The 11,322-nt window shown below is 64.2% G+C and carries 12 protein-coding genes; 7 read left to right on the forward strand and 5 right to left on the reverse strand.

What is annotated here, in order from left to right; translation table 11 throughout:
• Positions 1–65: 65 nt before the first annotated feature.
• The 3 genes from FHS02_RS26330 to FHS02_RS26340 all read left to right on the forward strand — a co-directional run bounded on the left by FHS02_RS26330 (position 66) and on the right by FHS02_RS26340 (position 1,541).
• Positions 66–533: a hypothetical protein gene (locus tag FHS02_RS26330; protein ID WP_137314057.1), complete on the forward strand. Its 468-nt coding sequence runs from the start codon at positions 66–68 to the stop codon at positions 531–533.
• 37 nt (positions 534–570) lie between these two features.
• Complete coding sequence (locus tag FHS02_RS26335; RefSeq protein WP_137314056.1) at positions 571–921, forward strand: hypothetical protein; 351 nt, start codon at positions 571–573, stop codon at positions 919–921.
• A gap of 188 nt (positions 922–1,109) precedes the next feature.
• Positions 1,110–1,541, forward strand: a complete 432-nt coding sequence (locus FHS02_RS26340; protein WP_137314055.1) for a hypothetical protein — start codon at positions 1,110–1,112, stop codon at positions 1,539–1,541.
• Between the two features lie 111 nt (positions 1,542–1,652).
• On the opposite strand, the gene FHS02_RS26345 is transcribed toward FHS02_RS26340, so the two are convergent.
• From FHS02_RS26345 to FHS02_RS26365, 5 genes are all read right to left on the reverse strand, one after another.
• The gene (locus tag FHS02_RS26345) at positions 1,653–2,918 is read right to left on the reverse strand and encodes a DUF2863 family protein (protein WP_137314054.1); all 1,266 of its coding nucleotides are present in this window, start codon (positions 2,916–2,918) and stop codon (positions 1,653–1,655) included.
• Positions 2,919–3,172: 254 nt separating this feature from the next.
• Positions 3,173–5,884, reverse strand: coding sequence for an aconitate hydratase AcnA (acnA, locus tag FHS02_RS26350; protein ID WP_137314053.1), 2,712 nt, complete (start codon positions 5,882–5,884; stop codon positions 3,173–3,175).
• Positions 5,885–5,998: 114 nt separating this feature from the next.
• Positions 5,999–6,592 carry a hypothetical protein gene (locus tag FHS02_RS26355; RefSeq protein WP_137314052.1) on the reverse strand — a complete coding sequence of 198 codons (594 nt, stop codon included), beginning with the start codon at positions 6,590–6,592 and terminating at the stop codon, positions 5,999–6,001.
• Positions 6,592–7,617, reverse strand: a complete 1,026-nt coding sequence (locus tag FHS02_RS26360; RefSeq protein WP_137314051.1) for an HpcH/HpaI aldolase/citrate lyase family protein — start codon at positions 7,615–7,617, stop codon at positions 6,592–6,594. The genes FHS02_RS26355 and FHS02_RS26360 overlap by 1 nt, the downstream gene beginning before the upstream one ends.
• A 100-nt stretch (positions 7,618–7,717) precedes the next feature.
• Complete coding sequence (locus FHS02_RS26365; RefSeq protein ID WP_137314050.1) at positions 7,718–8,707, reverse strand: malate dehydrogenase; 990 nt, start codon at positions 8,705–8,707, stop codon at positions 7,718–7,720.
• Positions 8,708–9,031: 324 nt separating this feature from the next.
• Between FHS02_RS26365 and FHS02_RS26370 the strand changes: the two genes are divergently transcribed.
• The 4 genes from FHS02_RS26370 to FHS02_RS26385 all read left to right on the forward strand — a co-directional run.
• Positions 9,032–9,886, forward strand: coding sequence for a GntR family transcriptional regulator (locus FHS02_RS26370; RefSeq protein ID WP_137314049.1), 855 nt, complete (start codon positions 9,032–9,034; stop codon positions 9,884–9,886).
• A 312-nt stretch (positions 9,887–10,198) separates the two neighbouring features.
• Entirely contained in the window at positions 10,199–10,621 is a 423-nt protein-coding gene (gene sdhC / locus FHS02_RS26375) for a succinate dehydrogenase, cytochrome b556 subunit (RefSeq protein ID WP_137314048.1), read from the forward strand.
• Between the two features lie 3 nt (positions 10,622–10,624).
• The gene (gene sdhD / locus FHS02_RS26380; protein WP_137314047.1) at positions 10,625–10,987 is read left to right on the forward strand and encodes a succinate dehydrogenase, hydrophobic membrane anchor protein; all 363 of its coding nucleotides are present in this window, start codon (positions 10,625–10,627) and stop codon (positions 10,985–10,987) included.
• A gap of 3 nt (positions 10,988–10,990) precedes the next feature.
• A partial coding sequence (locus FHS02_RS26385; protein WP_183444269.1) for an FAD-binding protein occupies positions 10,991–11,322 on the forward strand: 332 nt, incomplete at its 3' end.

An 11,322-nucleotide genomic window follows, 5' to 3' on the forward strand; every position in this document is an offset into this window, starting at 1 on the left:
TAATCTGAGCGTCCGCGGTCTCCAATGACCGTTCCCACAGATCGGACTACAACAGGAGCTTTACCATGCGCAAAACTTTGATCGCAGCAGTTCTCGCAACGATGGCAACCGTCGCTTACGCCCAAAGCGGCACCGGTGGCAGCGGCAGCACGTCGACCGATCCGCAACGCACCTCCGGCGCATCGTCGAACAATGCAACGTCCGGCAGCGGTTCGTCGGGCCAGCAGTCCACCAAGAAATCCTCGCGTAACAAGTCCGGCTCGAGCTCGGGTTCGCAGCAAAGCGGTTCCTCGGGCAGCTCGTCCGGCGGCACGTCGGGCGGCGCGTCCGGCGGTACCTCGGGCAGCGGCGCTTCGGGCACCTCGGGTTCGGGCGGCTCGTCGGGAACGGGCGGCATGTCGGGCTCCGGCGGTTCGTCGGGTACTGGCGGCTCCTCGGGTACCGGTGGCTCCTCGGGTACCGGCGGATCGTCGGGCACCAGCGGCGGCACGAGCGGCGGCACGAGCGGCGGCACGGGCGGTACGACCCGCTGACGTGCGTACGGCGCCGGCTGGCAGACAAGGAGGTTTTATGCGACAGCACTTGATCATGACGGGGCTCTGCATTGCCGCGCTGGCCGGCACCGCGCACGCGCAATCGACGGTTGGCGATGCGCTGAAGAACAAGCCCGGCAGCGTGGGCCTGCAGGACGCCGATGCCAACAGCAGTGCGGCCAGCCGCAAGGCGGCCCCGACGGCGCCAAAGACCAGCGACAAGGTGCGCCCGGTACCCGGCAGGGAGCCGGCGCCGCTGGGTAGTACCGCCAACCGGGCAGGGCGGGACAAAGCCGCGCCGGACGACACTTCCGGCCACGGCACCCAGCGCACGGACAGCCGCAAGTCCAGCAACGGCAAGGATACGACGGGCAACAGCAATCTCTAGGAAAAACCGGTGACAGGCTCCGGTTATCCAGGGCAGGCGCACGCCGGACAGCTTGGAATATTGTCGAGTGAAGTAGGAGCCCTCCGACCGGACGAAGGTACGGGCTCCGATGCTGCGGGCGTGGTAAAAACGTTAATCTTGTCATCCACGGTCATCGGGACCGTACCGACCATGACAGGAGCTCCACCATGCGCAAGACGTTGATCGCAGCAGTTCTCGCCTCGATGGCGACCCTTGCTTATGCCCAGAGCGGCCAGAGCAATTCCACCGACCCGCAACGCACGCAGGGTGCTTCCAGCCACCAGGCCACCTCTGGCGATGCGAAGCAGTCGAAGACGAAAAAGCACGGCGGCAAGCATGCCGGCAAGGAGCCGGGGGCCAGTTCCGGCACCTCGTCCGGTTCGTCCACTGGCGGCACGACCACCGGCGGCCAGGCGGCCGGCACGCCGGGGCAGGGCATGGATGCCACGCGCACCGAGAGCGGTACCAGCGGCGGCTCGAACACGGGCACCACGGGCGGTGCGACCGGCACGGGCATCAGCGGTGGAACCAGCAATGGCTCCAACAGCGGCGGCAATCCGGGCACTGAAAGCAACTCGGCCGGCTCGCTGAAGCGCTGAGGCCATGCTCGTGCCGGGGGCTGGCGTCCAGCAGCGGCAGGTTCCGGGTGAAAAAAAACCTCGCAGGCCGCGAGGTTTTTTTTCGTTCACCGGATGTTGTTCACCGGTGATTCAATGGAAGTGCTCGGTACCGGCCGGTGCATCCTCCGGCATCTCGGCATGGACCAGCTCGCCGGCCGGGTCGGCGAACAGCGGCGCGCCGCAATCGTCGCAGTACTCGGCAATGTAGCGCTCCGACAGCTTCTTGACGACGGTGACGCCGGCTTCGCTGAGGTGCTCGACGATTTCCTCGATCGGCGTGCGCGGCTGCAGCAGGTTGGCCAGGCCACCGGCCAGCGGGCCTTCCGGCGGCGTGCCTTCCTCGTCTTCCTGGCCATACAGCGGCCAGACGACGCCGTAGATCACGTCGGTGTCGGAGCGGCGCGTGAAGGCCACGCGGTACTCGTCTACCTGGCCATCGGCGGACTCCTCGCCGAAGCCGGCGATCACCGCGCGCAGGTCCGCGGGCTCGCAGGCCAGCGTATGCGTCAGGTAATGCACGGCGGCGCGGATCGATACCGGACGGATCAGTTTATCGGCTTCGCGGCAGGCCATGTAATACGCTTCCGGCAGCAGCAGTTCGATGCCGCAGCCCGGCAGCAGGCGCGCCACGGTGGGCGTTGCCTGCGCACGCCACGCTTCCAGCGCGCTGCGGCGCTCGTCCGCCTGGTGCAGGTGGGCACCCGGCATCTGCCAGCGGAACAGCGGGCCGCCGGCCGGTGCGACGATGGCGGCGATCAGGTAGCGCGTATCGGCCAGGAACGGCGCCGTTTCCGGCGACTTCACGTCCGTCTTCACGGCCACGCCCTTCACGGCGGCCTGCGCCAGCTTGTGCATCTTGGCGTAGGTTTCCGCATGCGTACGCGGCAGCTGGTCGATCGAGAACAGGTTCGAGGCCATGGCCAGCTTCGTGCCGTCGGCCAGCAGGTGGGCGGAGAAGTGGGCGGACAGTGTGTTCAGCACGTCAGCCGGAATGGCGCCGGACGCGATCGAATAACGGGTCCAGGCCAGGATCGGCGCGGCGACGAGCAGCACGTCGTACTGCACCGGCGCACCGTAGGTCTCGACCGTGATGGTGGCCGATTCGCTGACGGCTTCCACGCTGTCCATCAGCACGTCGTAGGCGGTCAGGTCGGCCGCAAACAGGCTGTTGAGGGCGGCATCGACGGTGTCCTGGTGGCTCGTCTTGAGCAGTTTCGTCAATTGCACGTCCAGCGCGCGCTCCCAGCTGCGCTCTTCGAGACGGCTGCCTGCCTGGCCAACGGCCTGGGCAAGAGTGGAAAGGCGCTGGCTGTCGGCAGACATTTTGGTAGATGAATCTTTGGATGGGCGACGCATGGCGCTAACGATCTCGGTAGTGGTAAAAAGCTTATCGAACGTATTGTAGTTGATTCGCCGGGGGCTGTCCGCGAGTGCGGAACGGACCAGCGGCTGGCAATGTTTCCTGAAAAATGGGGACGTACCCCATTTTCCGGGAAAGATTCCTGAAAAACAGGGTCCGTCCCTGATTCTTAAATGGGGACGGACCCTGTTTTTCGGGAAATAAAAAAACGCCGGGCGAAGCCGGCGTTCTCGAGCGGAGCAGCGGGTGCTTACGCAGCCAGCAGCTGGCGCAGCACGAACGGCAGGATGCCGCCATGCTTGTAGTAGTCGACTTCGATCGGCGTATCGATGCGCAGCAGCACGGTGACTTCCTGCTTCGAGCCGTCTTCGCGGTGGATCACCAGGGTGGCCAGTTGCTGCGGCTTGATCTCGCCTTCCAGGCCGATCAGGTCGTAGGTTTCCTTGCCGGTGATGCCCAGCGTTTCCACGCTGTCGGTGCCGATGAACTGCAGCGGCAGCACGCCCATGCCCACCAGGTTCGAGCGGTGGATGCGCTCGAACGAGCGGACGATCACGGCCTTCACGCCCAGCAGCTGGGTGCCCTTGGCTGCCCAGTCGCGCGACGAGCCGGTGCCGTACTCTTCGCCGCCGAAGATCATGGTCGGGGTGCCCGCAGCCACGTACTTCATGGCCGCGTCGTAGATCGACAGCTGTTCGCCGGTCGGCTGGTGCAGCGTGATGCCGCCTTCGACCGCGGAGCCGTCGGCCTTCGGCGGGATCATGCGGTTCTTGATCCGCACGTTGGCGAAGGTACCGCGCATCATGATTTCATGGTTGCCGCGGCGCGAGCCGTACGAGTTGAAGTCGGCCTTCATCACGCCGTTTTCCTTCAGCCACTTGCCGGCCGGGCCGTCTTCCTTGATCGAACCGGCCGGGGAGATGTGGTCGGTGGTGATCGAGTCGCCGAACACGCCCAGCGCGCGGGCGCCGGTGATGTTGGCGTTGTCGGAGACCGGCGGCGTCATTTCGAAGTTCTCGAAGAACGGCGGTTCGGCGATATAGGTCGACTCCGGCCAGTTGTAGACCTGGCCTTCGACGGACGACACGGCTTCCCACAGCTTGCCCGGGTTGCTCTTCACTTGGGCGTAGTTGGCCTTGAACACTTCCGAGTTCATCGCGAACTTCATCAGCGATTCGATCTCGGCCGAGGTCGGCCAGATGTCGCCCAGGTAGACGTCGCGGCCGTTGGTACCCTTGCCGACCGGTTCGGTCATCAGGTCGCGCGTCACGTTGCCGGCGATCGCGTAGGCGACGACCAGCGGTGGCGAGGCCAGGAAGTTGGCGCGGATGTTCGGGTGGATACGCGCTTCGAAGTTGCGGTTACCGGACAGCACGGCCGCGGCCACGATGTCGTTGGTGGTGATCGCCGCGTTCAGTTCCGGGGTCAGGTCGCCCGCGTTGCCGATGCAGGTGGTGCAGCCGTAGGCGGTCACGCCGAAGCCCAGTTTGTCCAGGTACGGCAGCAGGCCGGCCGCTTCCAGGTACTCGGTGACGACGCGCGAGCCGGGGGCCAGCGACGACTTGATGTGCGGTGCCACGGTCAGGCCGGCTTCCACGGCTTTCTTGGCCAGCAGGCCGGCGGCCAGCAGCACGCTCGGGTTCGACGTGTTGGTGCACGAGGTGATCGCGGCGATCAGGATGTCGCCGTTCTTCACCTGCACGCCGTTGGTGGTCTGGTAGGCGTTGGTCAGGTCGGCCGGGTCCTTGTTGAAGCCGTTCTGCGTGGTCGGCTTCGAGAACAGGTCGGTGAAGGTGGACTTCACGTTGCCGATTTCGATACGGTCCTGCGGGCGCTTCGGGCCGGCCAGCGACGGCGTCACCGTCGACAGGTCCAGGTTCACTTCGCGGGTGAAATCGAGCTCGCCGGCCTTGGCCACGCCGTACATGCCCTGGGCCTTGAAGTAGGCCTGGAACGCGGCGATTTCCTCTTCCGTGCGGCCGGTGCCGACGAAGTATTCGATGGTCTTGTCGTCGACCGGGAAGAAGCCCATCGTGGCGCCGTATTCCGGTGCCATGTTGCCGATGGTGGCGCGGTCCGTCACGGACAGCGACTCGGTGCCTTCGCCGAAGAACTCGACGAACTTGCCGACGACTTTTTCTTTACGCAGCAGTTCGGTGATGGTCAGCACCAGGTCGGTCGCGGTGCAGCCTTCGCGCAGGCGGCCAGTCAGGTTCACGCCGATCACGTCCGGCGTCAGGAAGTACACCGGCTGGCCCAGCATGCCGGCTTCCGCCTCGATGCCGCCCACGCCCCAGCCCACCACGCCGATACCGTTGATCATCGTGGTGTGCGAGTCGGTACCCACCAGCGAATCCGGGTAGTACACGCCGTTGTTGTTGTGCACGCCGCGCGCCAGGTATTCCAGGTTGACCTGGTGGACGATGCCGAAGCCCGGCGGCACCACGCCGAACGTGTCGAAGGCCTGCATGCCCCACTTCATGAACTGGTAGCGCTCGTTATTGCGCGAGAACTCCAGCTTCATGTTCAGGTCCAGCGCGCCCGGCTCGCGGAAGTGGTCGATCGTGACCGAGTGGTCGACCACCAGGTCGACCGGCACCAGCGGCTCGATCTTCTTCGGGTTGGCGCCCTGCTTGTAGGCGACGTTGCGCATCGCGGCCAGGTCGGCCAGCAGCGGCACGCCGGTGAAATCCTGCAGCACGACGCGGGCGACGACGAACGGGATCTCGTCCGTGCGCTCGCCGGTCGGCGCCCAGTTGGCCAGCTGCTTCACGTGTTCTTCGGTGACTTTCTTGCCGTCGCAGTTACGCAGCACGGATTCGAGCACCACGCGGATCGACACCGGCAGACGGGAGATCTTGGCGCCCAGGGCCTTTTCCAGCGCGGGCAGGGAGTACAGCTTGCCCTTGGTTTTGCCGGAAATCGGGAAATCCTTGAGCGTGTTAAAAGTGTTGCTAGACATAACCTCTCCTTCAGGTGGGTGTCATTTATTGATCGAGGTACTGCGCGAGGGTACTGCGTATGGTTGCGACGACGTATAAAGCCCCATTGCTACGGCGTCATGACGGCGCGGCGGCTACATGTGTGCCTGCGGTGCGGCCGGCGCCGCCGGGGTCGCCGAAGCCGATGGTGCAGCCGACGTGGCCGGTGCCGCCGCTTCGATGACGGCCGGCGCTTCCGCCGGTTTCAATTGCTCGGCATTGCGGCATTCGTTGGCCAGCTGGCGGTTCTTCTTCGAATCGAGCAGCATGCCCTTGGCGGGAATGCCGATCCAGATCAGGCCGTGGAACTTGTTTTCGAAGCGCTGCGCGCCGGTGGTCGTGGCCACGCGCGTCAGGCGGTGCAGCCGCTGCTTCCAGCGCAGCGCGACATGGCTTTCGTCGCCGGCGTTCTGGTAGATCGTGATCTTGTTGCCCAGTTCGCAGTCGTAGTCGACCACGTTGGAGCCCAGTTCGGTCGGCTCGTCGGCTTCGGGATCGGGTGCCGCCGGTGCCACTGGCGCCGGCTTGGTTTTCGCTTTGGCGGCGGACTTCGCCTGCTTGGCCTTGGCGGCCGGCTTTTTCTTCGCCTCCGCTTTCGGTTTCGCGGTCTCGACGGCGGCATGGACGGCCGGCGCGCAGGCCAGCGCGCACGCGGCACCGCAGGCGGCGATGAATTTGAGGATGGACATTACGTGTTTTCCGTTGCGTTGGTTTGCGTGTCGGGCACGAGCGGCTGCAGCGGTTGCAGTAATTGCGCGGCCGCTTCGGGAAGGTTCAGCCCGGCCAGCTTGGCCCGCTGCAGTATCGTCCAATAGTAGCGATAGCTCGCGCGGTCGTGCAAGCGGCCATGCTGGCTGATCGGCCCCCAGTTCGCCTTGGCCGCTTCCTGCAGGATCGCCGCCGCTTCGTTGACTTCGGAAAGCCGCGGCGCGAAGGCCTTGACGACCGGCTTGATCTGGCTGGGGTGGATGCTCCACATGCGCGTGTAGCCGAATTCGGCCAGCGCGCGCTGGGCATCGTTGGCCACCACCGCGGAATCCTTGATGTCGGTGGTCACGTTGTGCGACGGCACCTTGCCGTGCGCGTGGCAGGCCGCGGCGATCTCCAGCTTGGCGCGCACCACCAGCGGATGCACGAACTGGTTCGGCGTGCGCATCGCGTTGGCGGGAATCGCGCCATAGTGGCTGGAGACGAAATCCATGATGCCGAACGACAGGCATTCGACCTGGGGCAGGGCGGCGATCGCGAACACGCCGCGCAGCGCGCCATGGGTCTCGATCAGCACATGCACGGGAAGATTGTCGCGGCCGGCCTTGACCGCGTGGCTGTTGATGGCGTCGATGGCCTTCATCACGTCCTGCACGCTGTCCGGCTTGGGCAATACGAGATAGGCCAGCCGGCTGGCCGCCGCGCCGACGATGATCTCGACATCGCGGGCAAAGTGGGGGCTCGACACGTCGTGCACGCGCACGCCGATGCGGTTGAATTTGTTGTCGGGGGAGTTGACCAGCTCGGCCACGAGGCGTGCATGCGCTTCCTCGTTGCCGGCGGCGGCGCCGTCCTCGCAGTCGAACGTGATGTCGAATACGGGGCCAAGCTCTTGTTGCAGGACCATCGATTTGCGCATCAGCTTTTCGGAGCCGGCGTAATGATCGCAAGCTGGCAGCATCAGCGGCTGGCGTTCGCCCTGGAATAAGACCTCGGATGGATGCATCGTGGATGTTCCGGTTGAAGCGGTCGCCGCGCGGCCTGGAAGGGCGGCGCGGCGACCGGTGTGGAGCGGCGAATTGTCGACCGGATCCACGGGGAGAAGATTACGGCAGCAGGTGCTTCACGCCTTCACGCTCTTCGGTCAGTTCCTTCAGCGTGAGGTTGATGCGTTCCTGCGAGAATTCGTCGATTTCCAGGCCCTGCACGATCGTGTATTCGCCGTTCTCGGTGGTCACCGGGAAGCCGAACATGGTGCCTTCCGGGATGCCGTAGGAACCGTCGGACGGCACGCCCATCGTGGTCCACTTGCCGTTGGTGCCCAGCACCCAGTCACGCACGTGGTCGATGGCCGCGTTGGCCGCCGAAGCTGCCGAGGACAGGCCGCGTGCTTCGATGATCGCCGCGCCGCGCTTGCCCACGGTCGGCAGGAAGGTGTTGGCGTTCCATTCCTGGTCGTTGATCAGGTCCTTGACGGACTGGCCATCGACGGTGGCGAAGCGGTAATCGGCGTACATCGTCGGCGAGTGGTTGCCCCACACGGTCAGCTTCTCGATGTCCTTCACCTGCTTGCCGGTCTTCTGAGCCACTTGCGACAGCGCGCGGTTGTGGTCCAGGCGCAGCATGGCGGTGAAGTTCTTGGCCGGCAGGTTCGGTGCCGACTTCATCGCGATGTAGGCGTTGGTGTTGGCCGGGTTGCCGACCACCAGCACTTTCACGTTGCGCGAAGCGACGGCGTCCAGCGCCTTGCCCTGCACCGTGAAGATCTGCGCGTTGGCTTCCAGCAGGTCCTTGCGTTCCATGCCAGGACCGCGCGGACGTGCGCCGACCAGCAGGGCCACGTCGACATCCTTGAAGGCGGTCATCGGATCGGCGTGTGCGGTCATGCCGGCCAGCAGCGGGAATGCGCAGTCGTCGATTTCCATCATGACGCCCTTCAGCACCTTCTGTGCCTTTTCGTTGTCGATCTCGAGCAGTTGCAGGATGACCGGCTGGTCTTTGCCCAGCATGTCGCCGTTGGCGATGCGGAACAGCAGGGAATAGCCGATCTGGCCGGCGGCGCCGGTAACGGCAACACGCAGTGGGGTTTTAGCCATGATGAATCTCCATTGTGGAATAAAGAAGCTTGACGGACCTGGAGTGCAGGACCTGTACCGGCGTCGCGCCCGGAGGCGGCCCGCTGGTAAAACTGCAATGATACCAAATTCGCCCTGTGCAAAGGCTCAGCCTTGCGGGGTATTTCCGTACCTCCGATGCCATCCTGTGCTGTGCGCCGTCGGAGCCTCGCCAGGAATAACATCGACGGCGAGTGTAGGCTGCAAGCTGATATATGTCAATGCTATCTTATGTCTTATATAAGACATATAACTTAGTCGGTTATTACTGGACGGACAGTGCCTTTTGTGGTGAAATCGCGGTCTATGAATCCTGTCACGCCCAACCAGTCCAGCCCAGGCAGCAGTGCGAACGCGCCGGCTGCGCCGAGCGCGGGCGCGACCGCGAACAATCCGTCGCATTCCGGGTCTGCCGCACCTGCTTCCGCCGGCGGCGCCGCACCCGCGCCCACCTTCTCGCCGCTGTACCAGCAGATCAAGGCACTGATCACGCAGAGCCTGCAGTCGGGCGAGTGGAAGCCGGGCGAAATGATCCCCAGCGAAGTGGAACTGGCGAACCGCTACAAGGTCAGCCAGGGCACCGTGCGCAAGGCGATCGACGAGCTGGCGGCCGACAACCTGGTGATGCGCCGGCAGGGCAAGGGCACGTTCGTGTCCACCCACCACGAAGCGCGCGCCCATATCCGTTTCCTGCGGCTGCGGCCGGACGAGGGGCAGCCGCACTATCCCGAAAGCCGTTTCCTCGAAGTGAAGCGCCTGCGCGCGCCGGCGGACGTGGCGCGCCTGCTGGACATGAAGTCCGGCGATGCCACGGTCTATATCAAGCGGGTGCAATCGTTCGACGGCGTGCCCACGATCGTCGAGGAGCTGTGGCTTCCCGGCCTGCTGTTCAAGGGCCTGACGGCCGAGCGCCTGTCCGAATACAAGGGCCCGATGTACGGCCTGTTCGAATCCGAATTCGGCACGCGGATGATCCGCGCCGACGAGAAGGTGCGCGCCGTGCTGGCCAGTGCGGAGGATGCGGCATTGCTCCATGTGGAGGACGGTACGCCCCTGCTGTCGGCGGAGCGGGTGTCGTTCACCTATGGCGACAAGCCGGTCGAGCTGCGCCGCGGCCTGTACCTCACCAGCCGCCACCACTACCAGAACGACCTGAATTGATCCGCGTTGCACACGAAAATCCTTGGCTAGCGGAAACGAATGGAGCGGTGCAACATAAATTTGGTTATATGTAAGAATAGATGTTGGTCGTTGCGGGGAAATGGGCGAGAATCGCGGCGCAGCATCGACATTTCATTGCGTTGTTGCACGTAGCCGACAAATTGGCCGCAGATAGTGGCCGCAGCCAGGTTTCAGCGGCGTTGCAGCATGTCGTGCCTGCGTCGGTTCAAGCGCTATACGGAAACTACCAGAGCTACCAGAGTAGCCGCAGAAATCATCAAATCAAAAAGCAGTACTCAAGGGAGGTAAGCCATGTCTGAAGCCATCAAGGACCCCCGGCGCAAGCCGCGGCGGGAATACCGCAACATCCACATCGGTGAACTGGGCCAATACCGCATGCCGTTGTCGGCCATCGTATCGATCCTGCACCGCATCAGCGGCATGCTGCTGTTCGTGCTGCTGCCGTTCATCCTGTACCTGCTGCAGGAAAGCATCCGCTCCGAGATTTCGTTCGCCCACTTCCAGGGCATCGCCTCGCACCCGTTCTCGAAGCTCGTGATCCTGGCGCTGGTATGGGGCTACATGCACCACTTCTGCGCCGGCATCCGCCACCTGGTGATGGATACCCACGTCGGCCTGGACAAGGATTCGGCCCGCAAGACGTCGGTCGCCGTGCTGGTCATCAGCCTGGCCGTGACCTTCCTGGTTGCCCTGAAACTGTTCGGAGTGTTCTAAGCCATGAAAAACAATATCGGACCGAAGCGCCTCGTCTCCGGCGCCCACTACGGCCTGGGCGAGTTCCTGGCGCAGCGTGCCACCGCGATCGTGATGGCGGTGTATACCGTCGTGCTGCTGGCTGCTTTCCTGACCGGGAACAACTTCACGTATGAAGGCTGGGCCGGCCTGTTCGCCCAGACCTGGTTCAAGCTGTTCACGCTGGCCACCCTGATCGGCCTGTTCTATCACGCCTGGGTCGGCGTCGTCAGCGTCTACCAGGACTACATCAAGAACGTCGGTGTTCGCTTCCTCATTCAAACCGCGTCGGCCATGTGGCTGATCGCGTGCGCCGTGTGGTCGGTGCAGATTCTCTGGAGTGTGTAAATCGTGGCAGCAATCAAATCCTCCATCCCCGTACGCCGCTTCGACGCGGTGATCGTTGGCGCCGGCGGTTCCGGCATGCGCGCTTCCCTGCAACTGGCTGAAGCGGGCCTGAACGTGGCCGTGCTGTCGAAAGTATTCCCGACCCGCTCGCACACCGTCGCCGCACAGGGCGGCATCGGCGCCTCGCTGGGCAACATGGCCGAAGACAGCTGGTTCTGGCACATGTTCGACACCGTCAAGGGCGGCGACTACCTGGGCGACCAGGACGCGATCGAATTCATGTGCCGCGAAGCACCGAAGGTCGTGTATGAGCTGGAACACTTCGGCATGCCGTT

It is taken from the genome of Pseudoduganella umbonata, assembly GCF_014192225.1.
Classification (GTDB): domain Bacteria; phylum Pseudomonadota; class Gammaproteobacteria; order Burkholderiales; family Burkholderiaceae_D; genus Rugamonas; species Rugamonas umbonata.

Coding starts and splice junctions, on each gene's coding strand:
- FHS02_RS26370 (WP_137314049.1), top strand. CDS start 9,032: ATGAATCCTGTCACGCCCAACCAGTCCAGCCCAGGCAGCAGTGCGAAC.
- FHS02_RS26330 (WP_137314057.1), top strand. CDS start 66: ATGCGCAAAACTTTGATCGCAGCAGTTCTCGCAACGATGGCAACCGTC.
- FHS02_RS26360 (WP_137314051.1), bottom strand. CDS start 7,617: ATGCATCCATCCGAGGTCTTATTCCAGGGCGAACGCCAGCCGCTGATG.
- FHS02_RS26355 (WP_137314052.1), bottom strand. CDS start 6,592: ATGTCCATCCTCAAATTCATCGCCGCCTGCGGTGCCGCGTGCGCGCTG.
- FHS02_RS26335 (WP_137314056.1), top strand. CDS start 571: ATGCGACAGCACTTGATCATGACGGGGCTCTGCATTGCCGCGCTGGCC.
- sdhC (WP_137314048.1), top strand. CDS start 10,199: ATGTCTGAAGCCATCAAGGACCCCCGGCGCAAGCCGCGGCGGGAATAC.
- FHS02_RS26340 (WP_137314055.1), top strand. CDS start 1,110: ATGCGCAAGACGTTGATCGCAGCAGTTCTCGCCTCGATGGCGACCCTT.
- FHS02_RS26365 (WP_137314050.1), bottom strand. CDS start 8,707: ATGGCTAAAACCCCACTGCGTGTTGCCGTTACCGGCGCCGCCGGCCAG.
- FHS02_RS26345 (WP_137314054.1), bottom strand. CDS start 2,918: ATGCGTCGCCCATCCAAAGATTCATCTACCAAAATGTCTGCCGACAGC.
- sdhD (WP_137314047.1), top strand. CDS start 10,625: ATGAAAAACAATATCGGACCGAAGCGCCTCGTCTCCGGCGCCCACTAC.
- acnA (WP_137314053.1), bottom strand. CDS start 5,884: ATGTCTAGCAACACTTTTAACACGCTCAAGGATTTCCCGATTTCCGGC.